The organism is Methylobacterium sp. A49B, assembly GCF_053346215.1.
The window spans coordinates 200,990-223,815 of the sequence record NZ_JBKFBO010000008.1; the positions used below are offsets into that span (position 1 = coordinate 200,990).

28 protein-coding genes are annotated in these 22,826 nt (G+C 68.5%); 18 read left to right on the forward strand and 10 right to left on the reverse strand.

Features of this window, described 5'->3' with window-relative positions; all coding sequences use genetic code 11:
* Positions 1-2 precede the first annotated feature (2 nt).
* The gene (gene ribB, locus ACLBX9_RS01390) at positions 3-1,079 is read left to right on the forward strand and encodes a 3,4-dihydroxy-2-butanone-4-phosphate synthase (protein WP_447717644.1); all 1,077 of its coding nucleotides are present in this window, start codon (positions 3-5) and stop codon (positions 1,077-1,079) included.
* Between the two features lie 10 nt (positions 1,080-1,089).
* On the opposite strand, the gene ACLBX9_RS01395 is transcribed toward ribB, so the two are convergent.
* The gene (locus tag ACLBX9_RS01395; protein WP_447717645.1) at positions 1,090-2,019 is read right to left on the reverse strand and encodes a histone deacetylase family protein; all 930 of its coding nucleotides are present in this window, start codon (positions 2,017-2,019) and stop codon (positions 1,090-1,092) included.
* A gap of 182 nt (positions 2,020-2,201) precedes the next feature.
* Here ACLBX9_RS01395 and ACLBX9_RS01400 point away from each other — a divergent pair, with 182 nt between their 5' ends.
* The 8 genes from ACLBX9_RS01400 to ACLBX9_RS01435 all read left to right on the forward strand — a co-directional run bounded on the left by ACLBX9_RS01400 (position 2,202) and on the right by ACLBX9_RS01435 (position 8,801).
* Complete coding sequence (locus ACLBX9_RS01400) at positions 2,202-2,780, forward strand: L,D-transpeptidase (protein ID WP_447717646.1); 579 nt, start codon at positions 2,202-2,204, stop codon at positions 2,778-2,780.
* A 161-nt stretch (positions 2,781-2,941) separates the two neighbouring features.
* Positions 2,942-3,382: a hypothetical protein gene (locus ACLBX9_RS01405; protein WP_010682561.1), complete on the forward strand. Its 441-nt coding sequence runs from the start codon at positions 2,942-2,944 to the stop codon at positions 3,380-3,382.
* Between the two features lie 99 nt (positions 3,383-3,481).
* On the forward strand, positions 3,482-5,485 hold the full coding sequence (locus tag ACLBX9_RS01410) for an acetyl-CoA carboxylase biotin carboxylase subunit (RefSeq protein WP_010682560.1): 2,004 nt from the start codon (positions 3,482-3,484) through the stop codon (positions 5,483-5,485).
* 168 nt (positions 5,486-5,653) lie between these two features.
* Entirely contained in the window at positions 5,654-6,085 is a 432-nt protein-coding gene (locus ACLBX9_RS01415; RefSeq protein ID WP_010682558.1) for a gamma-glutamylcyclotransferase family protein, read from the forward strand.
* A gap of 143 nt (positions 6,086-6,228) precedes the next feature.
* Positions 6,229-7,077 (forward strand): formate/nitrite transporter family protein, encoded by an 849-nt coding sequence (locus ACLBX9_RS01420; protein WP_010682557.1) that lies wholly within the window; start codon positions 6,229-6,231, stop codon positions 7,075-7,077.
* Between the two features lie 288 nt (positions 7,078-7,365).
* Positions 7,366-7,650, forward strand: coding sequence for an acylphosphatase (locus ACLBX9_RS01425; protein WP_010682556.1), 285 nt, complete (start codon positions 7,366-7,368; stop codon positions 7,648-7,650).
* Between the two features lie 90 nt (positions 7,651-7,740).
* Complete coding sequence (locus ACLBX9_RS01430) at positions 7,741-8,502, forward strand: DUF599 domain-containing protein (protein ID WP_010682555.1); 762 nt, start codon at positions 7,741-7,743, stop codon at positions 8,500-8,502.
* On the forward strand, positions 8,499-8,801 hold the full coding sequence (locus ACLBX9_RS01435; protein WP_010682554.1) for a DUF3253 domain-containing protein: 303 nt from the start codon (positions 8,499-8,501) through the stop codon (positions 8,799-8,801). Before ACLBX9_RS01430 ends, ACLBX9_RS01435 begins: the two co-directional genes overlap by 4 nt.
* Here the strand turns inward: ACLBX9_RS01435 and ACLBX9_RS01440 are convergent.
* The 5 genes from ACLBX9_RS01440 to epmA all read right to left on the reverse strand — a co-directional run bounded on the left by ACLBX9_RS01440 (position 8,744) and on the right by epmA (position 13,026).
* Complete coding sequence (locus ACLBX9_RS01440) at positions 8,744-9,565, reverse strand: YdcF family protein (protein ID WP_010682553.1); 822 nt, start codon at positions 9,563-9,565, stop codon at positions 8,744-8,746. The two genes, ACLBX9_RS01435 and ACLBX9_RS01440, sit on opposite strands and share 58 nt — an antisense overlap.
* A gap of 4 nt (positions 9,566-9,569) precedes the next feature.
* Entirely contained in the window at positions 9,570-10,217 is a 648-nt protein-coding gene (locus ACLBX9_RS01445; protein WP_010682552.1) for an RraA family protein, read from the reverse strand.
* An 85-nt stretch (positions 10,218-10,302) separates the two neighbouring features.
* Positions 10,303-10,914, reverse strand: coding sequence for a glutathione S-transferase family protein (locus ACLBX9_RS01450; protein ID WP_010682551.1), 612 nt, complete (start codon positions 10,912-10,914; stop codon positions 10,303-10,305).
* 4 nt (positions 10,915-10,918) lie between these two features.
* Complete coding sequence (locus ACLBX9_RS01455; protein WP_447717647.1) at positions 10,919-11,974, reverse strand: lysine-2,3-aminomutase-like protein; 1,056 nt, start codon at positions 11,972-11,974, stop codon at positions 10,919-10,921.
* The gene (gene epmA / locus ACLBX9_RS01460) at positions 11,971-13,026 is read right to left on the reverse strand and encodes an EF-P lysine aminoacylase EpmA (protein WP_447717648.1); all 1,056 of its coding nucleotides are present in this window, start codon (positions 13,024-13,026) and stop codon (positions 11,971-11,973) included. The genes ACLBX9_RS01455 and epmA overlap by 4 nt, the downstream gene beginning before the upstream one ends.
* A gap of 218 nt (positions 13,027-13,244) precedes the next feature.
* Here epmA and efp point away from each other — a divergent pair, with 218 nt between their 5' ends.
* Positions 13,245-13,868 carry an elongation factor P gene (efp, locus tag ACLBX9_RS01465; RefSeq protein WP_447717688.1) on the forward strand — a complete coding sequence of 208 codons (624 nt, stop codon included), beginning with the start codon at positions 13,245-13,247 and terminating at the stop codon, positions 13,866-13,868.
* Positions 13,869-13,972: 104 nt separating this feature from the next.
* Here the strand turns inward: efp and ACLBX9_RS01470 are convergent, their stop codons facing one another.
* Positions 13,973-14,986 (reverse strand): DUF1624 domain-containing protein, encoded by a 1,014-nt coding sequence (locus ACLBX9_RS01470; RefSeq protein WP_447717649.1) that lies wholly within the window; start codon positions 14,984-14,986, stop codon positions 13,973-13,975.
* A 348-nt stretch (positions 14,987-15,334) separates the two neighbouring features.
* Here ACLBX9_RS01470 and ACLBX9_RS01475 point away from each other — a divergent pair, with 348 nt between their 5' ends.
* The 8 genes from ACLBX9_RS01475 (at position 15,335) to ACLBX9_RS01510 (ending at position 20,555) form a co-directional block, all read left to right on the forward strand.
* Positions 15,335-15,940: a cold-shock protein gene (locus ACLBX9_RS01475; protein WP_010682546.1), complete on the forward strand. Its 606-nt coding sequence runs from the start codon at positions 15,335-15,337 to the stop codon at positions 15,938-15,940.
* Positions 15,941-16,103: 163 nt separating this feature from the next.
* Positions 16,104-16,571 (forward strand): DUF192 domain-containing protein, encoded by a 468-nt coding sequence (locus ACLBX9_RS01480; protein WP_051072119.1) that lies wholly within the window; start codon positions 16,104-16,106, stop codon positions 16,569-16,571.
* Between the two features lie 120 nt (positions 16,572-16,691).
* Positions 16,692-17,096, forward strand: a complete 405-nt coding sequence (locus ACLBX9_RS01485) for a hypothetical protein (protein WP_447717650.1) — start codon at positions 16,692-16,694, stop codon at positions 17,094-17,096.
* 87 nt (positions 17,097-17,183) lie between these two features.
* A complete protein-coding gene (locus ACLBX9_RS01490) occupies positions 17,184-18,056 on the forward strand; it encodes a dienelactone hydrolase family protein (protein ID WP_447717651.1) in 873 nt (290 codons plus the stop codon).
* 189 nt (positions 18,057-18,245) lie between these two features.
* Positions 18,246-18,701, forward strand: a complete 456-nt coding sequence (locus ACLBX9_RS01495; protein WP_447717689.1) for a response regulator — start codon at positions 18,246-18,248, stop codon at positions 18,699-18,701.
* 13 nt (positions 18,702-18,714) lie between these two features.
* On the forward strand, positions 18,715-18,981 hold the full coding sequence (locus ACLBX9_RS01500; RefSeq protein ID WP_244625662.1) for a hypothetical protein: 267 nt from the start codon (positions 18,715-18,717) through the stop codon (positions 18,979-18,981).
* Positions 18,982-19,097: 116 nt separating this feature from the next.
* Entirely contained in the window at positions 19,098-20,267 is a 1,170-nt protein-coding gene (locus ACLBX9_RS01505) for an alpha/beta hydrolase (protein WP_447717652.1), read from the forward strand.
* Positions 20,268-20,354: 87 nt separating this feature from the next.
* A complete protein-coding gene (locus ACLBX9_RS01510; RefSeq protein WP_010682539.1) occupies positions 20,355-20,555 on the forward strand; it encodes a hypothetical protein in 201 nt (66 codons plus the stop codon).
* 170 nt (positions 20,556-20,725) lie between these two features.
* Here the strand turns inward: ACLBX9_RS01510 and ACLBX9_RS01515 are convergent, their stop codons facing one another.
* Genes ACLBX9_RS01515 through ACLBX9_RS01525 form a run of 3 tightly spaced genes read right to left on the reverse strand, consistent with a single transcriptional unit; the run spans position 20,726 to position 22,824 of the window.
* The gene (locus ACLBX9_RS01515; RefSeq protein WP_447717653.1) at positions 20,726-21,682 is read right to left on the reverse strand and encodes a beta-propeller fold lactonase family protein; all 957 of its coding nucleotides are present in this window, start codon (positions 21,680-21,682) and stop codon (positions 20,726-20,728) included.
* Entirely contained in the window at positions 21,679-22,212 is a 534-nt protein-coding gene (locus tag ACLBX9_RS01520) for an SRPBCC family protein (RefSeq protein WP_010682537.1), read from the reverse strand. Before ACLBX9_RS01520 ends, ACLBX9_RS01515 begins: the two co-directional genes overlap by 4 nt.
* A 21-nt stretch (positions 22,213-22,233) precedes the next feature.
* Positions 22,234-22,824 (reverse strand): DUF447 domain-containing protein, encoded by a 591-nt coding sequence (locus ACLBX9_RS01525; RefSeq protein ID WP_010682536.1) that lies wholly within the window; start codon positions 22,822-22,824, stop codon positions 22,234-22,236.
* Positions 22,825-22,826: the final 2 nt, after the last annotated feature.

A 22,826-nucleotide genomic window follows, 5' to 3' on the forward strand; every position in this document is an offset into this window, starting at 1 on the left:
CCGTGCCCCACTGCACCGTCACCGAGGCCATCGCGGCCTTCGCCAAGGGCGAGATCGTGGTCGTGACAGACGACGACGATCGCGAGAACGAGGGCGACCTCGTCGTCGCGGCCTCGCTCTGCACGCCGGAGAAGATGGCGTTCATCATCCGCAACACCTGTGGCATCGTCTGCGCGCCGATCACGCAGAACGAGGCCCGGCGCCTGCATCTCGCGCCGATGGTGGCTTCGAACGACGCGCCGCTTGGCACGGCCTTCACCGTCACGGTCGACGTGAAGCACGGCCTGACGACCGGCATCTCGGCCGAGCAGCGCTGCAACACGGTGCGGGCGCTGGCCAACGGCAACATGGGCGCGGGCGACTTCGTGCGACCCGGCCACGTTTTCCCGCTGATCGCCCGGGACGGCGGCGTGCTCATGCGCTCAGGCCACACCGAGGCCGCGGTCGATCTCTGCCGTCTCGCCGAGTTGCCGCCCGTCGGTGTGATCTGCGAACTCGCCAATGACGACGGCACCGTCATGAAGGGACCGCAGATCGAGGCCTTCGCCGAGAAGCATGGGCTCAAGCAGGTCTCGGTGGCCGATCTTATCGCCTACCGGCAGGCGCGCGACCGGCTTGTGGAGCGGATCGGGCACTTTCCTGTCCGGTCGAATCACGGCGACATGAATGCCTACGTGTTCTCGACGCCGTTCGAGTCGATCCAGCAATTTGCCTTCGTGATGGGCGAGATCGGCGATGGCCGCGACGTTCTGGTGCGTCTCCACCGCTCCAACGTCGCGGCGGACGTCATCGGCGGCGGCAAGCAGATCGATGACGTCTTGAAGCGCTTCGCGGCAGCCGGACGCGGCGTGCTGGTCTACCTGCGCGACGGTGCAGCCGGCGTGCCGGTGCAGGCCGTCACCGATGAGGGCACGGAAGCCCTTCGCGCCCGGCAGTGGCGCGAGGTCGGCCTCGGGGCGCAGATCCTGCGTGACCTCGGCGTGGTCTCGTTTCGCAACCTTGCGACGACGTCACGGGCCTATGTCGGACTGTCGGGCTTCGGCATCGAGCACCTGGGCGACGAGCCGCTCGACGGCTGAGCGGGACGCTTTAGCGCCCCATCAATGCGTCCACATGCGCCGCGGCCGACTTGGCTAGGCCTTCAAGGCTGTAGCCGCCCTCGAGGACCGAAACGATCCGCCCGCCGGCGCAGCGGTCCGCCAGATCCATCAATCTGCGCGTCGCCCAGGCGAAGTCCTCGGCCTCCAGGCGGAGATTGGCCAAGGGATCGAGCCGATGGGCGTCGAACCCCGCCGAGATCACGACGACATCGGGCCGGAATGCGTCCAGGCGTGTCAGGATGCCGGCCTCGAAGGCCTCGCGAAACACCGCGCCGTCGTCGTTCGGCCGAAGCGGCACGTTGACGATCGTGTCCTTCTCGCCCCGCTCGGACGGCGACCCGGTGCCCGGGTAGAGCGGCATCTGATGCGTCGAGCAGTAGAGCACCGACGCATCGTCCCAGAAGATGTCCTGGCTGCCATTGCCGTGATGGACGTCCCAGTCGACCAGGGCGACGCGCTCGGCGCCGTGCCGCTTCTGGGCATACCGCGCGGCGACGGCGGCGTGATTGAACAGGCAGAAACCCATCGAGCGGGTCCGCTCGGCGTGATGGCCCGGCGGGCGCATGGCCACGAAGGCGTTGCGGCACTCGCCGGCGATGACGGCATCCACGGCATGATTGGCCCCGCCGATGGCGCGCAGGGTGGCCTCGAGGCTGCCGGGGGACAGGATGGTGTCGGAGTCGATCGACACCATGCCGTGTTCCGGCACCGCGGCGGCGAGCGCGTCGACGTACGACCGGGGATGGGCGAGGGCAGCCGTATCTAAGTCCGCGCGCGGCGCCGAAGCCCGGACCAGACCGGCGAAGCGCTCGTCTTCCAGGGCGCGCTCGACGGCGCGCATCCGGGCCGGCCGTTCGGGGTGACCCTCCGGAACATCGTGGTCGAAGCTGGCGGGATGGCTCACGTACAGGGTGGTCAAGACGGTCGCTCCCGGATGCGATCCTGTCGCGCACCTGCAACAGGAGCCGCCAATGTGACACGGGCGCAACGCGCGGACTACGGGCGGGTGCCCGTCGCCCCTATGCTCAGCCGATTCTTTCGTGGGACGGGCTCGCGATTTCGGGCCGGTCGGACTTTGAAACGGTCTCCGGGGGCGGGATCATGCGCATCGTGTCGGCGCTCGCCAGCATCCTGCTTCTGGCAGGCTGCAGCTTCAAAGGTGTCCCCGACCCCGCTCTGTCGGCGCGCGACGCGGAGTTCATGGCTCTGGTCCCGGAGGCGGAGTTCGACCCGCACTTCGCCCGCTATCAGGTGAGCGACCCGACCCACGAGCCGCCCGGCACCATCGTGGTGGAGACCCGGGAGCGGCAGCTCTACCTCGTCCAGGCGGACGGCAAGGCGATCCGTTACGGCGTCTCGGTCGGTGACGAGGCCTATGGCTGGACTGGCACCGCAAAGGTCGACCGGAAGGCCGAATGGCCGGCCTGGAACCCGCCGGCCGAGATGATCAAGCGCTGGCCACACGTCCACGCCATGCAGGGCGGCCCGATGAATCCGCTCGGCGCCCGCGCCCTGTATCTCTCGGATCACGGCAAGGACACGCTCTACCGGATCCACGGCACCAATGAGCCGGAGAAGATCGGACAGGCGGTCTCGTCGGGCTGCATCCGCATGCGCAACATCGACGTCGTGGATCTCTACAACCGGGTGCCGGTCGGAGCCACGGTCATCGTCCGGTAACGCAACCGATCAACGTCCCAATAAGCCTGCTTGATCGGGGCGTGTTTACCTGAACTTCCGTTCAGATCTCGCCATTAACCTCTGGAAGGGAAGCTGCCCCGTAAGTTGAAAACACACAGGGACAAGCACCGGCCGCAGAATAGCCGGAGGAGCAGGCGACCATGACCATGATTTCCGTGCAACAATTCTGCAACCATGCGGTCTCGACCGGCACGATCAGCGACGAGGACCTGCTGGTCCTGAAGCGTGAGGTGCTGCCGGACGGCCTCCTGACCCGCGAAGACGCCGACCTGCTGATCGCCCTGGAACGGGCAGTCATCGGCACCGATGCCTTCGCCGATTACCTGGTGGCCGCGGTGGTCGATTTCGCCGTGTGGGGCACCCGTCCGACCGGCTACATCGACCGCGACGTCGCCGCTTGGCTCGCCGCCTCGCTCTCCGGCCGCGACGGCCCGAGCCCGGTCGGCGCCCGCATTGCGATGGAGATCGTCCGCGAGGCGCAGGGCAGCGCCGAATCACTGGTCGCGTTTGCCATGGAGGCGAATCGTTGGGTCCGCGATACGACCCAGCCCGCGCGCATCGCCTTCGCCCTCGCGGCTTGAGCCTTCGACAAAGGCGCAGCTTCCGTCTGCCGCGCAACTGATCTATCGGGACAGTCAAGCCGGTCGCAATCCGGCGATCTCGAAAGCAGTGCGCCAGCGATGTTCGACAAGATCCTGATTGCCAACCGGGGCGAGATCGCCTGCCGGGTGATCAAGACGGCCCGGAAGATGGGCATCAGGACCGTAGCGGTCTACTCGGATGCCGACCGCGACGCGGTGCACGTCGCGATGGCCGACGAGGCGGTTCATATCGGACCGGCCGCAGCCTCCGAATCGTACCTCGTGATCGATAAGATCGTCGAGGCCTGCAAGAAGACCGGCGCCCAGGCCGTGCATCCTGGCTACGGCTTCCTCTCCGAGCGCGAAGCCTTCCCGAAGGCGCTTGAGGCCGCCGGCATCGTGTTCATTGGTCCCAATCCCGGCGCCATCGCCGCCATGGGCGACAAGATCGAGTCGAAGAAGGCCGCCGCCTCGGCCGAGGTGTCGACCGTGCCGGGATTCCTCGGGGTGATCGAATCGCCCGAGCACGCCAAGACGATCGCCGACGAGATCGGCTACCCGGTGATGATCAAGGCCTCCGCGGGGGGCGGCGGCAAGGGCATGCGCATCGCCTTCTCGGGCGACGAGGTGGCGGAGGGCTTCGCCCGCGCCAAGTCGGAGGCGGCATCGTCGTTCGGCGACGACCGCGTCTTCATCGAGAAGTTCATCACCGACCCGCGCCACATCGAGATCCAGCTGATCGGCGATAAGCACGGGAACGTCGTGTACCTCGGCGAGCGCGAGTGCTCGATTCAGCGCCGTAACCAGAAAGTGATCGAGGAGGCGCCGTCGCCGCTCCTCGACAAGAAGACCCGCCGGAAGATGGGCGAGCAGGCCGTCGCGCTGGCGAAGGCGGTGAACTACGATTCCGCCGGTACCGTCGAGTTCGTCGCCGGCCAGGACAAGTCGTTCTACTTCCTGGAGATGAACACCCGGCTGCAGGTGGAGCATCCGGTGACCGAGATGATCACCGGGCTCGACCTCGTCGAGCTGATGATCCGGGTCGCGGCCGGCGAGAAGCTGCCGATCACCCAGGACGACGTGAAGCTCAATGGCTGGGCGGTGGAGAGCCGCGTCTACGCCGAGGATCCGACCCGCAACTTCCTGCCGTCTATCGGCCGGCTGACGACCTACCGGCCGCCGGAGGAGGGGCAGCAGGGCAAGGCGGTCGTCCGCAACGATACCGGCGTGGAGGAGGGCGGCGAGATCGCCATCCACTACGATCCGATGATCGCCAAGCTTGTCACCTGGGCGCCGACGCGCGGCGAGGCGATCGCCGCCCAGGCCGAGGCGCTGGATGCTTTCGCGATCGATGGCATCCGCCACAACATCCCGTTCCTGTCGGCGCTGATGGCGCATCCGCGATGGCAGGAAGGCCGCCTCTCCACCGGCTTTATCGCCGAGGAATTTCCCGAGGGGTTCTCGGCGCCCGAGCCGGCCGGCGAGATCGCCGTCCGCATGATGGCTGCGGCGGCGGCGATCGACCACAAGCTCAATCAGCGCAAGCGCGGCATCTCCGGGCAGATGCGCGCGCCGGGCCTGTTCGCCTTCGAGCGCGATCGGGTGGTGATCCTGGCCGGTCAGTCCTATCCGGTCACCGTCGAGCCCGAGGGCGAGGATCTCCTGGTCACCCGCGACGACGGCACGGCGCTGACGGTGGCGAGCGCCTGGCGGCCGGGCGAGCCCGTCTGGATCGGCACGATCGGCTCCGAGCGCGTCGCCATCCAGGTGCGCGCCCTGTTGAACGGCGTGTTCCTGCAGCATGCGGGCGCCGCCGCCGAAGCGCGTGTCTACACCCGCCGTGAGGCCGAGCTGGCCGCGCTCATGCCGGTGAAGGAGCAGGCGGGCTCCGGCAAGCAGGTGCTCTGTCCGATGCCGGGCCTCGTCAAGCAGATTCTGGTCGCCGAGGGCCAGGAAGTGAAGAATGGCGAGCCGATCGCCGTCGTCGAGGCTATGAAGATGGAGAACGTCCTCCGGGCCGAACGCGACGCGAAGGTGGAGAAAATCCACGCCAAGGAGGGCGACAGCCTCGCGGTCGACGCGGTGATCCTGGAATTTGCCTGAGGCCTGCCCGCCGGAGTGTAAAGCCGTGACCTACGGTTGGCTGTTCGTCACGTTCGGCATTCCGGCGGTCACTCCGGCGCTCGCCGATCCGGCTGCGCGTGGGAAGGATCGCGTCGCCAGACACCTCGATCCTCCCGCGGGCGAGTAAGCAACCCGAGCCCGGGCCGCATGCCCCTTTACTTCGCTTACGGCGCCAACATGGATGCCGCCGCGATGGCCCTGCGCTGCCCGGTTTCGCGGCTGATCGGCGGCGCGCATCGGCCGGGCTATCGCTTCATCATCATGCGGGAGGGCTACGCCTCGGTGGTTCGCGATCCCCGGCGCACCGTCTGGGGCGTTCTGTGGGAACTCGCCAGCGCGGACATCCCGGCTCTCGACCGCTACGAGGGCGTCGCGGGCGGCCTCTACACGAAGGCCGCGCTGCCGATCCGGACGCCCGACGGCGTCAGGCGGGCGCTGATCTATCTGGGTTGCTCCACCGCACCGGGCCGTCCGCGGCCGGGCTACCTCGAAGCGGTCGTCGCCGCGGCACGCGCGGCGCAGCTGCCGCCGGCCTACATCCGCGAACTCAGCAGTTGGGCGCGGGGTCTGCCGGGCTGAGCTGCGGAGAACTGGTACGCGACATGCTTCTCCAGATCGGCTGGAGGACGAGCGGCAGCGCCGCGCCCGCCCAGCGATCCGTGATGCGCGGCGCGCCCGTCGGTCAATGGCGACCGGCCTGCGCCTGCGAGGGAGCATTGTGCATGTCGTATCTGGCGCCCGCCGATTTCGTGAAGAAGGCCGTCGACTCCGGTGAGGCGAAGGTTTTCATGGCGACCAAGGACACCTTCATCCGGGCCTACATGGCCGGCGCGATCCTGGCGCTCGCCGCCGCTTTCGCGGTCACCATCAACCAGACCACCGGTCAGCCGCTCGTCGCCGCCCTGCTGTTCCCGGTCGGCTTCTCGATGCTGTACCTGCTGGGCTACGACCTCTTCACGGGCGTCTGCGTGCTGACGCCCCTCGCGCTGATCGACAAGCGCCCGGGCGTCACGGTGGCCGGCATCGCCCGCAACTGGACGTTGGTGTTCTTCGGCAACTTCGCGGGCGCGCTGACCACGGCCGTGATGATGTCGATCGTCTTCACGTTCGGCTTCGCCACGGAGCCGAACGCCGTCGGCAAGCTGATCGCCGGGATCGGCGAGGCCCGGACGCTCGGCTACGAGAAGTACGGCGCCTCCGGCATGCTGACGCTCTTCGTCCGTGCCATGATGTGCAATTGGATGGTCTCCACCGGCGTCATCGGCGCCATGCTGTCGACCTCGGTGCCCGGCAAGGTGATTGCCATGTGGATGCCCATCACGGTGTTCTTCTTCATGACCTTCGAGCACTCCGTCGTGAACATGTTCCTGTTCCCGTCGGCGATCCTCATGGGCGGCCACCTCACCGTCATGGACTACCTGCTCTGGAACGAGATACCGACCCTGCTCGGCAACATCGTCGGCGGCCTCGCCTTCACCGGGCTGATGCTCTACTCGACGCACGTGCGGACCGGCGCCAGCCGTCCGGCGGCGGTGTCGTCGGGCCTGCGCCATCCGATGGCGGCCGAGTAAGCTCCGAGAAGGCCCGCGCGCCGCGCGGGCCGCTCACCGCGCGGCGCCGACATCTCCGTGCTACCCATGTTGTCATCGCTGGACGCGGCAAGCGCGCCCGGACCCCAGGCGTAGGCGTTCACGAGCGTACACGCGCTGCGCGCCTGCACGCCGATCTCCGGCCTGTCCATTGAGCACTGTCGCTCCCGCGCCAAGCCTTCGCGATGATGCGGGTTGGAGAGAGCATCGAAACCCCCTATCGCGGGCGACCGTCGTCGCAGGCCAGATGCGAAAGGGGAGGGGCTCCGGATGAGCGACACGCGGACCGTCTCGGTCATCATCAGGGGCCGCGTTCAGGGCGTGTCCTACCGCGTCTGGACCCAGTCCGAGGCCCTGGCCCGCGGGCTCCGCGGCTTCGTGCGCAACCGCGACGACGGTTCGGTCGAGGCGCAGTTCAGCGGATCCCCAGACGCCGTCGCGCAGATGGAAGACCTCTGCCGGTCCGGCCCGCCCGGGGCGCGTGTCTCCGACGTCGAGATCCGTGAGCGCAGCGACGTCACACCGCCGGAGGGCTTTGAGATCCTGCGCGGCTGAGTCCCAGGAGGCGCGCGCCGGACGGGTTCTGAACCGGCCTGCAGGCTGATATGGCACTGCGGCCCCTCGCGAAACCGCCGTCCGGAGATCATGAACGACCTGTCCGTCGGCAGCACTGCCTTCTCGCCCCTGGACCTCGGGGCACTACTCTACTTCATCCTCGCCTGGATGGCGTACGGGCTCTCCGTGGGCCGGCTTCGCGGGCGCATGGTGTCGCTCAGCCAGGTCATGAATGGCCATCGCTACAACTGGGCGCGGCAGATCATTGGTCGCGAGAACCGGGTGGTCGATACCCAGATCAACGCCTCCCTGCAGAACGGCACCGCGTTCTTCGCCTCGACCTCCCTCATCGCCCTCGGATCGGTGCTGACCCTGTCGCGCTCCGGCGACGATGTCCTGAACCTGTTCGCGACACTGCCCTTCGGCACGGTCGCCAATCGCCTGACCTGGGAGCTGAAAGTCGCCGGGCTGGCTGTGGTCTTCGTCTACGCCTTCTTCAAGTTCGCCTGGGCCTATCGCCTCTTCAACTACGCGGCGATCCTGCTCGGAGCCGTGCCGTCGAAGGGTTCTGGGGCGAGCGAGACCGAAATGCTGCGGGCGGTGCGCCGACTCGCGGCGATGAACGTGAGCGCAGGCCGGCATTTCGCCCGGGGACAGCGGGCCTTCTTCTTCGCGTTGGCCTATCTGGGCTGGTTCGTGAGCCCCTACGTGCTCTTCGTTTCGACGACCGCGGTGGTGATCATCATGTGGCGGCGGCAATTCGCTTCCGAGATCCGGAAGGCGCTGCTGGAGGCGGGCGAGGGTCCTCACGAGGGACCGCTTCCCGTGGCGGCGGAGGAGACTTGGTCATGACCGACGGCAGGCCGGACGATGCGGCGATCGAGGCTGCGATGCTCGGCTTGGTGGCCGAACGCGGCGCCGACAAGACCGTGTGCCCCTCCGAGGTGGCGCGGGCCCTCGGCGGGCCGCATCCGGACGGCTGGGGTCCGCTGATGCAGCCCGTCCGCCGGGTGGCCGTGCGCCTCGCCCATGCGGGTCGGATCGCGATCCTGCGGAAGGGGAAGCGGGTCGACCCGGACGATTTCCGCGGGATCTACCGGCTCGGCTGGCCGGCCGGCGCCTCCGGGCCGGGAAGCCAGTCCGGCGTGTAGCCCGACCAGCGATAGGCCAGGAGGCCGATCCATTCCTTCACGGCGAGGTCGAGCTGGAGCAATCCGTCCGAGGCGAAGCCGTTGAAGCGGGTGATATCCCCCCACCCACGGGTCCGGTAATCCACCGGAAAGGCGTCGACCGTGAAGCCGGCCTGCCGAAAACAGCCGACGGCTCGGGGCATGTGCCAGGCCGAGGTCACGAGCAGCCAGCGTTCCTCCGGCTTCGGCTGGACCAGGGCGGCCGAGAACGCGGCGTTCTCATGCGTGTTGCGCGACCGGTTCTCCAGGATGAGGCGCGTGCGCGGAACGCCAATGACGTCCGCCTGACGGCTCACGATGTCGGCCTCGGCGATACCGCCGCCAATGAAGCCGCTGCCGCCCGAGAAGACGAGGCGCGTTCCGGGAAAGCGCCGGGCCAGATCGGCAAGATAGATCGGACGTTCGCCGGCATCGTTGACGACGACCTGAGCCCGCGCCTCCGACAGGCCTGCCTCGATCCCGCCGCCGAGCACGATGATCCCGGTCGGCGCAGGCCCGTCCGCCGGGTAGGGCGGAAAGCGCTGCTCCAGCGGCAGCAGCACCATCTCCGACAGCGGTGATAGCCCGCCCAGCCCGAGGCCGAGCGCGCCCAGGAACGCGAGTCCGATCCCGATTCGCCGCAGCCGTGTCACCGCGGCGAGAGACAGCCCGGCGAGGCTCGCGAAGATCAGGAAGTTCGATGGTGTGATGAGGAAGTAGATCCCCTTCGAGAGCGGGAAGAACACGGCGTCAGGCCGGTTTGGTCTCGGCCTCGAAACGGGCGAGGGCCGCCGCATCCGGCGGCAGAAGGCTCGCGAGCGTCTCACCCTTCTCGACCTCGCGCTGGATCCAGAGATCGAGCCGCTGCTGCTCCACCGCCTCCAGCGCGATCCGTTCGGCAAGACTGACAGGCAGGGTGACGATGCCGCCTTCCGCGCAGACCACGATATCGCCCGGATGGAACGCTGCGCCGCCGCACGTCACGGGTTCCTGCGTGGCGACGAGCGCCAAGGCGCCGCTGGTGGCTTCCGGTGCGGACCAGACCGGCAGGCCGACTTCGTCCGGCAGAGCGGCATCGGTGACGAGCCCGACGACGCCGCCCTGCGCAAGCCGCGCCGCCAGGATCGATCCGAAGGGCAGGGGGAGACCTGAGCCGGCGGCGTCGATGACCACGATCGCGCCCTCCGGGACGCCATCGATCGCGGCGGCAACGTCGCCCGCCCCATCGTCGCGGGCCGGGATCATCCGCAGCGTGTAGGCCACGCCGATCGCGCTGCCGCCCCGACCGGAGAGCCCGCGCGGACTGAACGCGCGCACGCCGGCCCGCATCAGGGCACGGGTGAGACTTGCCGGCGTCACGGCGGAGAGCGCGTCGCGCAGCGTCGGGTCGATCGCCATCAGGGGCTCCGTAAGGGCGTCCGCAGGGGCGGCGCGCCTTGCCAAGGTGTATCGCGTCGGGCCGGAGGCAAGCCCGTGGGCGGTCTCAGCCGACCGGCTCGCCCAAGGCCTGCGCGGCGCCGGGGCGGGCGGCGATGCGATCGTACCAGCATCGCAGGGCCGAGCGTTCCACACGCTCCGCTGGCAGGTTGAGCCAGCGATGCGCCGCGCAGCCGAGGGCGATATCGGCGATGCCGAAGCAATCGCCCACGACGTAGTCCCGGTCGGTGAGATGCCGGTCGAGGATCGCCGCCATGGCCTCGCTCTTCGTGAGCGAGGCCGCGATCAGGTTTCGATCCGGATCCGCCGACCGGAAGAGCTGCCAGAAGGCGTCGCGCATCGCCGGCGTGAAGCTCGTCGCCTGCCAATCGACCCATTGCTCGACATGGGCCCGCCGGTGCGGGTCCTGGGGCAGCGCCAGGGCCGGGCTGTTTGCCGCAAGATGGCGCAGGATCGCGTTCGATTCCCAGAGTACGAAGCCGTCCTCCTCAAGGGTCGGGACAAGGCCGTTCGGGTTGAGGGCGCGGTAGGCCGGATCGTTGACGACGCCGTGCGCGCCGCCCGCCTCGATCCGCTCGTAGGCGAGACCGGCCTCGTCCAGGCCCCAGACCGCCTTCTGCACGTTCACCGAGGTGAGCCGTCCCCAGAGCCTGCGCATGGCCTCAACGATCTCCGTCACGCTTCGGCGGATAGCGATGCTCGCATCCGTTCGGATCGGTCACCCGCAAGCCGTCCTCGACCTCGTGCAAGTAGCCGGGTCCGATCGGGACCTTGCCATGGCCGCCGGGGATGTCGAGCACGTAGGTTGGCTGCGCGAGGCCTGAGAGCCGGCCGCGCAGCGACCGCATCAGCGCCTGCCCGTCCGCGACGCTCGTGCGCAGGTGTCCGGTCCCCGGCGCGAGGTCGCCCTGGTGCAGGTAATAGGGCTTGATCCGGTTCTCGACGAAGGCGCGCATCAGCGCCTCGAGGGTCGCCGGGTCGTCGTTGATCCCGCGCAGCAGCACCGATTGGCTGACGAGGGGGATCCCGGCATCGACCAGTCGGGCGCAGGCCGCCCGGGCGTCCGGCGTGAACTCGCGGGGATGGTTGGCGTGGAGCGCCACGAAGACCGCGCCGCGAAAACGTCTCAGCGCCTCCACGAGGTCGGCGCCGACGAGGTCGGGCTTCACCACGGGCACGCGGGTGTGGATCCGCATCACCCGAACATGCTCGATAGAAGCCAGGCGCGCCGCAATGCTGCCAAGCCGCCGGCTGGAGAGGGCGAACGGATCGCCGCCGGTGAGCACCACCTCCCAGATCCGCGCATCCCGGGCGATGTAGGCCAGGGCCTCCTCGAGGTCGGCGTCGCTCAATGTTCCGAGGCCGTTCGGGCCGACCATTTCCCGGCGGAAGCAGAAACGGCAATAGACCGGGCAGACGTGAAGGGGCTTGAGGAGCACGCGGTCGGGATAGCGATGGACGATCCCGGTGACCGGCGAATGGGCACCGTCGCCGATCGGGTCGGCCCGCTCCTCCGGTTCCGTGACGCATTCCTGCGGACTCGGCAGGAACTGGCGGGCAATCGGGTCGTCGGGAGCCTCGGGATCGATCAGCTCGGCCATGTCGGGCGTGACCGAGACGGCGTAGCGGGTGAGCACCGCCTGGAGGGCCTCGGCCTCCGCGTCGGAGACGAGCCCGGCCGCGAGCAGATCGTCGGCGCTGCGCAGGATACGGTTCACGGTGCGGTCCCCACGACCGGCGTCCAGATCACGTCCTCGATGCGGCCGGCGCCGCAGGCCAGCATGGCGAGCCGGTCGAAGCCGAGGGCAATCCCCGAGGCCTCGGGCATCCGGGCCAAAGCCTGGAGAAATTCCTCGTCAATCGGGTATCGTTCGCCGTAGACCCGGAATTTCTCCGCCATCTCGGCCTCGAAGCGGCGGCGCTGCTCGTCGGCATCGGTCAGCTCGCCGAAGGCGTTGGCCAGTTCCACCCCGCAGGCGTAGAGCTCGAAGCGCTCGGCCACGCGAGGGTCATGCGCTGCCGGCCGCGCCAGGGCTGCCTCGCTCACCGGATACTCGCACAGGATCGTCGGGCGGCCGATCCCGAGACACGGCTCGACCCGCGCGACCAGCACCCGCGAGAACAGGTCCGCCCATGTGTCATCGGGCGCGACCCGCAGATCCGCGCCGGCGACGGCCGCGGCCAGGGCATCGCGATCCGTCTCACCGGTCGCCGCGACGGTCGCCAGCAGGTCGATGCCGGCGAGGCGGTCGAAGGCCTCCGCCACGGTCAGCCGTTCCGGCTCAGCGCGCGGATCCGCCTCGCGTCCGCGGAAAACGAACCGGTGGATGCCGGCGATCTCGGCGGCGAGCCCCAGCAGCGCGGCGCAATCCGCCATCAACTCCGTGTAGGGCGCACCGGACCTGTACCATTCCAGCATGGTGAATTCGGGATGATGCAGCGGCCCGCGTTCCCGGTTGCGGAATACCCGCGCCACGCTGAACAGCCGCGGCTCGCCCGCCGCCAGCAGCTTCTTGCAGGCGAATTCCGGCGACGTGTGCAGGTAGAGCGGCGTCCGCGCGCCGCTCGCGCCCAGGGCCTCGGTCGCGAACGCCGCGAGGTGGGCCTCGTTGCCCGGCGAGACCTGCAGGCAGGCGGCCTCGGCCTCGACGAAGTCGCGGGCCTCGAACCAGGCTCGGAATGCGGCCAGGATCCGATTGCGCAGGAGCAGCGCCGGGCGCCGGTCGGCGTGGCGATCTGGCGCCCACCAAGGCGCAGCCGGCGCATTCATCGCCGGTCCCCTGATCCGGGCACCGCCCATGCATAACCGCGCGGGCCGGACCGGCCTCGTGCAGATCGCTGGTTCCCAGGGGCGCTCACTGCACGCTCAATCCTTGGCCCCGCTCGTCGGCCGACGCTGCCGGCCTCATCGCAGAAGTCGACGCGCCCTCAGCTTCGCACCCGCACGCTGGCAACCGGGCCGCAGATGCGATAGTGGCGGGGTCCGAGATGCAGAGCCCGCGCTTGGCGCGTGCCGCCCCCCATGTCAATGCAGGACGCCATTCCGTGAAGGTGATCGCTTCAACGCTCCGTAAGGGCAACGTCGTCGAGAAGGACGGCAAGCTCTACGTGATCCTGTTCGCCGAGAACATCCACCCCGGCAAGGGCACCCCGGTCACCCAGCTCGACATGCGCCGCATCACGGACGGCGTGAAGGTGTCGGAACGCTACCGGACCACCGAGCAGGTCGAGCGCGCCTTCGTGGAGGATCGCGAGCACACCTTCCTGTACAATGACGGCGAGGGGTTCCACTTCATGAACCCCGAGAACTACGAGCAGGTCGCCGTGCCGGAGGACGTGGTCGGCGACTCGGCACCGTATCTTCAGGAGGGCATGGCGGTGATGCTCTCGAGCCATAACGGCGTCCCGCTGACCATCGAACTGCCGCAGCGCGTGACGCTGGAGGTCGCCGAGACCGAGCCGGTCCTGAAGGGCCAGACGGCCTCGTCCTCATACAAGCCCGCCACGCTCTCGAACGGTGTGCGCACGACGGTGCCGCCCCACATCGCCGCCGGCACCCGCGTCGTCGTCATGACGGCGGACGGCTCGTACGTGGAGCGCGCGAAGGATTGAGGGCGCGTCGGCGCGCTGTTTCCTGACGACTGGATCGCCGGCAGGCCGGTGATGCGCCCTGATAGGCCAGCTTCTGGGCCGTCGCCGAATGCTGCAGCGCCCGATCAGGGCTTCCCATGGCCGGCGCTCTCAACGGCCGCGTAGCAGCCCTGCGAGAGCGCCTGAGCCCGCAGGCGCTCAGAGCCGGTGAACGGGCGGCCATCCTCGCGGAACAGATCCTCCTTCTGCAGCGCCTCGGACGTGCAGCGGGCGGCGATCCGGCACAGAGGGGGCTCACCGCCGGTGCGTGTGCAGATCGCCGCGTAATCGGCCCGGAAGGCGCGGAGCCCAGCCCGCGGGTTGGGACCCGTCACCGTGACCAAACCGGTGAGCAGTGCCAGCAGCACCGGCTGGTGAATGAGATAGATCGCGAGGCTGTGACGTCCCGCGAAGGTCGCGGCGCGGCCGATGCCCGAACGCGGCAACCAAGCGCCGAGCCGCGAGCCGGCTAGGGCCGGCAGCGCCGCCCGACCGAGCACGAGCCCGACGAGCACGAGCCCGAACCATGGAAAGAGCGGCACATAGTCGTTCGTCCGAGGAGTCACAGTCCCGAGCCCCAGGAAGAGGAGCGGCGGGGCGTCGAAGATCGGGGCCTGCGCGAAATGCGGTGCCGCGAGGACGGCCGTCGCCGCCAGGGCGGTGACGGGGATCGGCAGGTACAGGAACGGCAGGCCGAGCACGCTCGATAGCGCGATGCAGTGCAGGACACCGAAGAACACGAAAGCGTCTGGGAACGTGAACCAGGTACCGACGGTCACCGCGAGCGCGGCTGCGCCGATCCGCGCCAGCCGCAGAAGCGTGGGTCGCATCCGGACGCCACGGCCATTCATCAGCACGAGCCCGACGCCGACGAGAATGAGGAAGCTGCCGGCGATCACCTCGGCTGCCGACCGACCCGCAGGCGTCCCGGCATAGTTCTCCTCAGTCAGCCGGAGGTGTCCGAGATCCCAGAGCGTGTGATAGGCGGCCATCGCGACAAGCGCGGCGGCGCGGGCCGCATCGATGATCGGCAGGCGACGGCCCTGCACGGCGGTCGCCCGCGCGGCAGTGGCGTGATCGAGAGCGGCGTCGGTGGACATGGGGCGATCCCAAGCATGATGACGCACAGGACGCCAGCGCTCCGGGATCGACAGTCCGACAAGCGTGGCCGGACCAGAGCCGCTCTCGAAAACGTGAAGACCGGTGCAGCCACAAAGCGGCAGAGGGGCGGCGTGGGGCTGACGGGCAAATCCGCTCACGAGGCCGGCCGCTTGACCGCCGTTTTCGGCGGAGGCTGCAAACGATCGACTGTTGCTGCGCCGCCTCCCAGGTCCGAGATTGCGTCTTGGCCGGGCTGTTGTGCCGGCCAAATGGGCTTCCCGGCCATCAGGACTTCGTTAATCTTGCCTGGAGAGCGCGCGGCGTGATTCGGTGTAGGTTGCTCGGCCATGTCTGACGAACAGGGAACCGGGGCCGGAAACCCAGACCGGACCGGTGGTCTCCGGACCAGCGAGACGAGCCCGCACGAGGAGGAGGCGCTCGACCTCGTCGAGGTGGCGGGCCGTATCAAATGGTTCGACGTCTCCAAGGGCTTCGGCTTCATCGTTCCAGACGACGGCGCCCCGGACATCCTGCTCCACGTCACCTGCCTACGGCGCGACGGCTTCCAGGCGGCCAGCGAGGGCGCGCGTATCGTTGTCGAGGCTGTGGAACGGCCGAGGGGCTGGCAGGCCTTTCGTGTGATCTCCCTCGATCAGGCGACGGCGCTGCATCCCTCCGAGATGCCGATGCCGCGCACCCACGTCACGGTGACGCCGACCAGCGGGCTTGAGACCGCCGTGGTGAAATGGTTCAACCGGCTGCGCGGCTTCGGCTTCCTGACCCGCGGCGACGGGACGCCCGACATCTTCGTCCATATGGAAACCCTGCGCCGCTACGGCATCGCCGAGCTGAAACCCGGTGAGGCCGTCCTGGTGCGATACGGCGACGGCTCGAAGGGCGTCATGGCGGCCGAGGTACGGCTGATCGACGGGGCGCTCCCGGCCTCCCATTAGGCCCCTACAGCTTCGCGCTGTTGCCCAAGGCCTTGCTGCGCCTGACCTTTTCTCGGCCCGCATTTCCCTGGTTCGTATCCTGGTCTATGTCTGTGCCTCCGGCCGGTGAGCCGAGGCACCGTCCCACGAGAGGCCCGAGCCTGTGAGAGTCCTGTCCCGCGTCATGATAGCGGCCGGTCTGGCCTGCCTTGTCGTCCTCGCCCCGGTAGCGAGCGTTCACGCCCAGGCAGCCGCGCGTGCGGCGAGCGTAAAGGGCGAACCCCTGACCATCGTCACAAAATCCGGTCCGAAGCGCTTCGAAGTCGAGGTGATGCGCGACGATGCCGGGCGGTCCCGGGGGCTAATGTTCCGCAGGACCATGGCGCCCGACCACGGGATGCTGTTCGACTTCGAGCGGGACGAGCCGGTCACGATGTGGATGAAGAACACATACCTGCCGCTCGACATGGTCTTCATCCGGTCCGACGGCACGATCAGCCGGATCGCTGCCGATACGGAGCCGCTCTCGACGGCGATCATCCCGTCGGGCAGCCCGGTCCTGGCGGTCCTGGAACTCAACGCCGGTACGGCGGCCAAGCTGGGAATTCAGGCTGGTGACCGGATCGAGCATCCTATGTTCAAAGTGCGGTAACGGAAGCGGCACGATCGGTGAACGCAGCGGGAACAATTGCCTTGACCACCCACGGTATCCGCGTCAGTGTTCCGGCAATGTTCCGGTGCGCCGGAATGCCGGCGCAGGGCGGAGATCCCGATGAGCAACGCGGCCGAGGTCGAACTGTTCGGTAACGACGACTGGTCCGTGCAGGCGGACGGGATCGAGCACCGCGGCACCGGGTACTTCATCGCCCGCGAAGTTCTGTCGGCTAGGCGCGCCGAGGGCCTGTGGGACTGGCCGTTGCAGATGGCTGAAAAGCGCTGGTGCCGTCCGAGCCTGTTCCGTGAAGCGTTTCTCGCCGCCTTGGATCGCTTCGGGATCGGGCGCGATGCGGATCTGCTCCGTTCCTTCGCGCTTGGCTACGGGATCCGCGCTGTGGTGTCTCCGGCATCGGAGGCGTTCGTCACCCTCGGCGACGTGCTGCAGCTTCGCGAGGATCGCGACGCGGTCCGGGCAGCGGCCAGACAGCCGGCGCGCGCGCTGATCGCCGCCGGGGCGTGACGAGAGATCGACCGGTATCGTTCCGCTGATTTGACCAAGCCGGGTGCGGCCGGATAGCCCTCCGTGTCGAAGTCAGAGAGGGATCATATGGCCGATCGCGATCATGCAGGGCTCGAAGGACTGATCACGCCACCGCTCTCGCGCCGAGGCTTCGTGATGACCAGCCTGATGAGCGGTCTGACCCTGGCGACCACTCGGGTCGAGGCACAGGTGATCCACACCGACGCCGCCGGCATCGAGGCGGGCGAGGTGAAGATTCCGGCGGCCGACGGGCCGATGCCGGCCTATCGGGCCGCGCCGGAGGGCGCAGGTCCGTTCCCGATCGTCCTGGTGATCGAGGAGATCTTCGGCGTCCACGATTACATCAAGGACATCTGCCGCCGATTGGCGAAGGCCGGCTACTGCGCCGTGGCGCCGGAACTCTACGCCCGGCAGGGCGACCTCTCGACCATGACCGACGCCAAGGTGATCATCCGCGACGTCATCTCGAAGACACCGGACGCGCAGTGGATCGGTGATCTCGACGCCGCGACCGCCTGGGCCGCGTCAGCCTCGAAGGGCGATCTGAACCGGCTCGGCGTCATGGGCTGGTGCCGAGGCGGTCGCGACGCGTGGCTCTACGCGGCGCATCGCCGCGACCTGAAGGCGGCGGTGGCGTGGTACGGGCCGGTCGGCGGGGAACGCACCGACATCCAGCCACGCACGGCCGGCGACGTGGCCGCAGAGATCAACCCACCGCTCCTCGGCCTCTATGGCGGTGCCGATACCGGCATTCCGGTCGCCGCCGTCGAGGAAGCTCGCGATCGGGCGAAGGCCGCAGGCAAGAGCGTCGAACTGGTCGTCTATCCTGAAGCTCCCCACGGATTCCACGCCGATTACAGACCCAGCTACCGTCGAGAAGCCGCCGAGGACGGGTGGAAACGCGCGCTCGCATTTCTTAAGGCTCACGGCGTCGGCTGAATCGGTCCGCTTCGGACATCGCCAGAGCGTTCCTGACGGCCTGTGTTACTTGGGACACGGCCACAACTTCTCGATTATGCAAGGATCCAAGGAGGATCTGTGCCTGCGCGGGTCCGGCACTCCGCCGCGATGAGTTCGTTGAACCGTTCGCGGCGGCCGCCGTTCAGCCCCTGTAGAGTGTCCTGGCCCATGAGCGATTCGGTACAGCCCGGCCAGAAGCCTGTGATCCTCGTCGTGGAAGACCAACCCGACGAGCGTTTTCTCGCGGCCACGTTACTGGAAGATACCGGCTTCACCGTGATCGAGGCCGAGACCGCCGATCGGGCGCTGGCAATCCTCAACGATCGTGCGGACGAGGTCAGCGTCGTCTTCTCGGACGTGCGGACCCCCGGTCCCATCGGCGGCTTCGAGCTGGCGCGGATCATCGGCGTGACGTGGCCGCGCGTGCGGGTGCTTCTCACTTCGGGCGACGCGGGTGATCAGCCGAGCGACCTGCGCGTATCGGCGACGTTCATCCCGAAGCCCTGGCGCGCAGAGGACATCCTCGCCTGGGTGGAGCATGCGGCCGGCCGGCCTTCGGGGGCGGCCGGTCCGTCCGTCATCGGACCGGGCGGAAAAATAATCACCCCTGGACTGGAAACCTGACGCGCGGACGAAGTTGTACGCCACTCCCGGGACGCAGCGTCCCCGCGCCTCTGCAAAACAGTCGAACCCGCTTGCCGTCATGAAAATCGTCGCTTCCAATTTCGCAGATACTTTGCGCCGCCCCGGCACCCCCGAGACCCCCGAAATCGCCGTGCTGGATACGGTACGAGAGGAGTTGCGAGGGTTCTATGGCGAGGCGGATCACGACCTGCCAACGGAACTGACCGTCCTGGCGCAGCGGATCGACTGTTCTGAGACGAGCCGAGGTGTGTCCGCCTAAGCTCGACCGTCTGCCCTTGCGGCGAGAGGCGGAGCAACGGGTCGCCAAGACCTGAGAATCTGCTATTGACCGGTTTCTGATCTGCCGACGCGTCGCGTCTCTCAGTCGAGCCCTCTATGCGTCTCCCAACCCTTCGCGGACCGCTCGCCGCGGTCGCGATCCTGACCCTCGCCGGCCTTACGGCAGCCCAGGCCGCCGCGCCGCCGCCTCAGCCGGCCGAGGGACCGGGCGGCGCCGGCGACCGCAAGGCGACGGTGACGAAGCGCTTGCTGGGCCGCGGCAACGCGACGACCTTCGCATTCTACGCGTCCGGGGATGCCCCTGAGGCGGGCCGGCCGGTGGCGATCCTGCTGCACGGCTGGGGCGTGGTGAACCCGCAGAGCTATGGGGGCTGGATCGACCACCTCGCGCGTCAGGGCTGGCTCGTGCTGGTCCCGCGGTTCCAGGAGGTGAACCGGACGCGACCGGCCGATGCGCCCGGGATCGCGGAGAATCTCGTCAAGGCGGCACTCGCCGATCTGGCATCGGACAGCGCGGCCAAGCCCGATCTCGGCCGGGTGGCGATGATTGGCCATCTCGCCGGTGCGCCGCTGGCCATGGATCTGGCCGCCGACGCCAAGACGCGGGGCCTGCCGAGCCCGAAGCTGATCTTCGCGGTGACGCCCGGCGGGATCGCCAGCGGACCGAAATCAAGAGGGATTGCCCTCGGCGATCTCTCAACGATCGATCCAGGAACGCTCATCGTCACGATGGTTGGCGACAAGGACACGCGGGCGGCCGATCTCGCCGCCAAGCGCCTTCTCCGCGAGGCGACCGCGGTGCCTCTGGAGCGCAAGCTCTTCGTGCGCGCTCTCTCGGACGATCACGGCTTTCCCGCCCTTACGGCGACGCTGGCGGCTCCGGCGGGCGTCGACACGGCCTACGATGGCGCCGCCATCAAGCCTGGTCCGGAGCCCAAAGACGCCGGCAAGGATGCGCCGAAGCCGCCGCCCTTTCGGTGGTCCGCCGACATGGCGCTCACGGGCGAGCAGCAGACCTTGGTCGCGCAGATCAATCTCGCGCGGGTGGACGCCCTGGATTATCTCGGCTTCTGGAAGACCTTCGATCTATCGGCGGCGGCGGCCTTCGGCGGCTCAGATGCCACCGTCCTCAAGAACAATCCGAGGCTCGCCGACATGGAGCGCTGGAGCGACGGCTGGCCGGTGAAGCGGCTCGCCGTCGAGACACCGCGACCCACGCCGGCCGCACAGGCCGGAACGCCGGCACCGGCAGCCCGCAAGCGCTGATCGGCCACAGCTTCGAGCTTGGCCTTTTCAAGCTTGGTCTTGGCGCAGGGCTTGCTAAGCTGATCCCGTCCGAAACGGGGTCCAACCATGCCCGAGTTCGTCGCCAGCCTGCTCGCCGCAGCGGCCTTCTGCCTGACGCTGCTCGCCCTCAACACTCTGACCCGCCTGCTCATCCAGGCGCACCTCGCCCCGACCGTTCTCGGCGAGAGCGGCTTTCTGCAGATCGGTGGCGCCTTGTTGATGGCCCGCGTGGCCTATCGCCAAGCGCCGCATCGGCGGACGTTCTGACGACGCGCCCACGACTTGATACATCAATCCCGCTTTCGGTTGATGCCTTCCGCTCCGCTATCGCCGCGAGCGGAGCGATGTGGCCAAGCAGCGTTTTGCCTGCCGAAGTGGCGCAGCCATGGGTCGCTGCGCTGCGCTCGCGATGACGACGCAAGCGACCGAGGGGGCTCTCAGCGCAGGAAGGTCCCGAAGGATCGAGGCCCGTTCCCAGTCGGGATGGTCCTGACCACCTTCAGCGTCTGGGCGTCGAGAACGCTGAGGGTATTATCACCCCAGTTGGCGATGTAGACCCGTCCGGTTTCGTCGGCTTCGATCCCTTCCGGATGGTCGCCCACGTCGATGTCGGTGATCGGCTTGAGCGTCGCGAGGTCGAACGCCGTGACGCTGCCGGCATACTGATCGGTGACGAAGCCGCGTCCGCCGACGAGGGCGATGACGTAGGGGCGACGCCCGGTTGGGATCCGGCCGACCTCGCGGCCCGCGGCGACGTCGATCACCGAAACGTCGTCGCCCGTGACGTTCGCCGTGTAGGCACGCCCCGCGGCGGCATCGAGGGTGATGCCGAACGGATGCTGCCCCACCGGGATGACCGTCGCCTCGCGGCGCGTCGCCACGTCCACCACCGACACCGTGTCGGCCTCGCGGTTCGCCACGTAGAGCTTCGAGCCGTCCGGCGTGACGGCGATTCCCGAGGGCGAGGCGCCCACGGTGATCTCGCCGTCCGGAACCAGAGTGCCGTCCCGCTCGGCCATGACGAACAGGCGGTGCCCGTACCAGTCGGCCACGTAGACCCGGCCGCCGCGCGGATCGGCCGCGATGCCCAGGGGACCGCCCGGCAACGGAACCTCCGCGAGGACGCGACCCGCGTCGAGGTCGACCACCGCGACCCCGTGGCCTTCGGGCCGCGTGACATAGGCCCGCTTGCGATCCGCCGACAGCGCGATCCCAGCGGGCGCTCCGTCGACGGGAATCCGACGCACCACCGTGCCGGCGACGAGGTCGACGATCTCGACCGCGCCGCCGAGCTGGGCCGTGACGACCGCCTCCCGCGCCGGCGCCGCGAGGGCGCCCGACGCGATCAGCGCGAGGCCGGCGGCGAGCGCCGCGCGGCCCGGGCCGCGCCTCACGAGCCCTTCTCGACCTTCGCCTTCAGGTTGGCGAGGCTTGCCTTGATCCAGTCGCCGACGCCCTTCTCGGAGGCCTCGTCGTTCAGCTCGGGCGGCGGATCGTTGTTCATGTAGCCGCGGTAGAAGGCGGCCTTCCACTCGACCTTGGACTTGGCGTCGCCGGCCGGCTCGACCGTGATCGTGGCCGAGTAGTCGTTGGCCGGCAAGTCCTTCACATCGACCTTGTCGATGTAGTAAGAGTACATCTTTTCGTCCGGCTTGTACTTGTTGCTCGTCTCCGAGATCTGGTCGCCGTTCTTGAGCGTCAGAGTCCGCTTGAACTTGCCCGCCGGGTCGCCATTCAGCTCGGTCTTGGTGACGTTCTGGACCCAATCGGCGTTCTTCACGTCGCCGACGACCGCCCAGACCTTGTCGGCCGGAGCGTTGATCTCGATGGACTCGGTGATCTTGCGCCGGGTCGGGCCGTGGGCCTGCGCGGTCGCCGCCACCAGCGCCGCCGTGGCCGCCAGGGCCAGGGTAATTTTCTTCATCTTGTCCTTCTCCTCCCGCCTTCAGCGGTCGTCGCGACCGAGGATGCGCGCCTCGGGGCCGAGCGCCGCCGCGACCTTGTCCTCGATCCAACCCCAGGCCTCGCGCTCGCGGGGTCCCGCGGTCTTGCCGATGGCGATGGCGAGATAGGCCATCTCCGTCAACACCTTCCCGGGCTCCAGCATGTGGAGCCGGGTCGAAAGTATGGCGGCCTCCAGGACGGCGGCCTGAGCCCGGTTATAGCCGATGAACGGCGCATGCGCGGCGCTGTGGACCATGCGTCCGCGGAAGCGCGGCCGGGTCTCGTGCTCCTCCACGGTCGCAACCTCGAACTCGGCGTGGCCGAAGCTGTCGGCGACGCGGCGGCCCGGGATGGCGTCACAGGCCTCCGTCGGCCACTCGCGTCGCCCGGTGACCGCGCCGGCAATGACCCGGATGTCGCGCGGGCTGGAGGCGGCGAAGCACGGATTCGCCTCAAGATTGGTGATGGTCGGTGACGGCCGGAACGGCGCCAGCACGTAGCCGTCCGCCTCACCGATCAGTCCGAAGGGAACGAGGTGCAGTTCGCCCGAAGGCGAGAGCGTCGTGACGATAGTCTCTAAGATCAGCGGCATCG

Coding starts and splice junctions, on each gene's coding strand:
- ACLBX9_RS01505 (WP_447717652.1), top strand. CDS start 19,098: ATGCGTCTCCCAACCCTTCGCGGACCGCTCGCCGCGGTCGCGATCCTG.
- ACLBX9_RS01430 (WP_010682555.1), top strand. CDS start 7,741: ATGAACGACCTGTCCGTCGGCAGCACTGCCTTCTCGCCCCTGGACCTC.
- ACLBX9_RS01475 (WP_010682546.1), top strand. CDS start 15,335: ATGTCTGACGAACAGGGAACCGGGGCCGGAAACCCAGACCGGACCGGT.
- ACLBX9_RS01415 (WP_010682558.1), top strand. CDS start 5,654: ATGCCCCTTTACTTCGCTTACGGCGCCAACATGGATGCCGCCGCGATG.
- ACLBX9_RS01450 (WP_010682551.1), bottom strand. CDS start 10,914: ATGCGCAGGCTCTGGGGACGGCTCACCTCGGTGAACGTGCAGAAGGCG.
- ACLBX9_RS01410 (WP_010682560.1), top strand. CDS start 3,482: ATGTTCGACAAGATCCTGATTGCCAACCGGGGCGAGATCGCCTGCCGG.
- ACLBX9_RS01480 (WP_051072119.1), top strand. CDS start 16,104: ATGATAGCGGCCGGTCTGGCCTGCCTTGTCGTCCTCGCCCCGGTAGCG.
- ACLBX9_RS01445 (WP_010682552.1), bottom strand. CDS start 10,217: ATGGCGATCGACCCGACGCTGCGCGACGCGCTCTCCGCCGTGACGCCG.
- ACLBX9_RS01510 (WP_010682539.1), top strand. CDS start 20,355: ATGCCCGAGTTCGTCGCCAGCCTGCTCGCCGCAGCGGCCTTCTGCCTG.
- ACLBX9_RS01470 (WP_447717649.1), bottom strand. CDS start 14,986: ATGTCCACCGACGCCGCTCTCGATCACGCCACTGCCGCGCGGGCGACC.
- ACLBX9_RS01485 (WP_447717650.1), top strand. CDS start 16,692: ATGAGCAACGCGGCCGAGGTCGAACTGTTCGGTAACGACGACTGGTCC.
- ACLBX9_RS01525 (WP_010682536.1), bottom strand. CDS start 22,824: ATGCCGCTGATCTTAGAGACTATCGTCACGACGCTCTCGCCTTCGGGC.
- ACLBX9_RS01425 (WP_010682556.1), top strand. CDS start 7,366: ATGAGCGACACGCGGACCGTCTCGGTCATCATCAGGGGCCGCGTTCAG.
- ACLBX9_RS01435 (WP_010682554.1), top strand. CDS start 8,499: ATGACCGACGGCAGGCCGGACGATGCGGCGATCGAGGCTGCGATGCTC.
- ACLBX9_RS01405 (WP_010682561.1), top strand. CDS start 2,942: ATGACCATGATTTCCGTGCAACAATTCTGCAACCATGCGGTCTCGACC.
- ACLBX9_RS01495 (WP_447717689.1), top strand. CDS start 18,246: ATGAGCGATTCGGTACAGCCCGGCCAGAAGCCTGTGATCCTCGTCGTG.
- efp (WP_447717688.1), top strand. CDS start 13,245: ATGCAGAGCCCGCGCTTGGCGCGTGCCGCCCCCCATGTCAATGCAGGA.
- ACLBX9_RS01420 (WP_010682557.1), top strand. CDS start 6,229: ATGTCGTATCTGGCGCCCGCCGATTTCGTGAAGAAGGCCGTCGACTCC.
- epmA (WP_447717648.1), bottom strand. CDS start 13,026: ATGAATGCGCCGGCTGCGCCTTGGTGGGCGCCAGATCGCCACGCCGAC.
- ACLBX9_RS01490 (WP_447717651.1), top strand. CDS start 17,184: ATGGCCGATCGCGATCATGCAGGGCTCGAAGGACTGATCACGCCACCG.
- ACLBX9_RS01400 (WP_447717646.1), top strand. CDS start 2,202: ATGCGCATCGTGTCGGCGCTCGCCAGCATCCTGCTTCTGGCAGGCTGC.
- ACLBX9_RS01520 (WP_010682537.1), bottom strand. CDS start 22,212: ATGAAGAAAATTACCCTGGCCCTGGCGGCCACGGCGGCGCTGGTGGCG.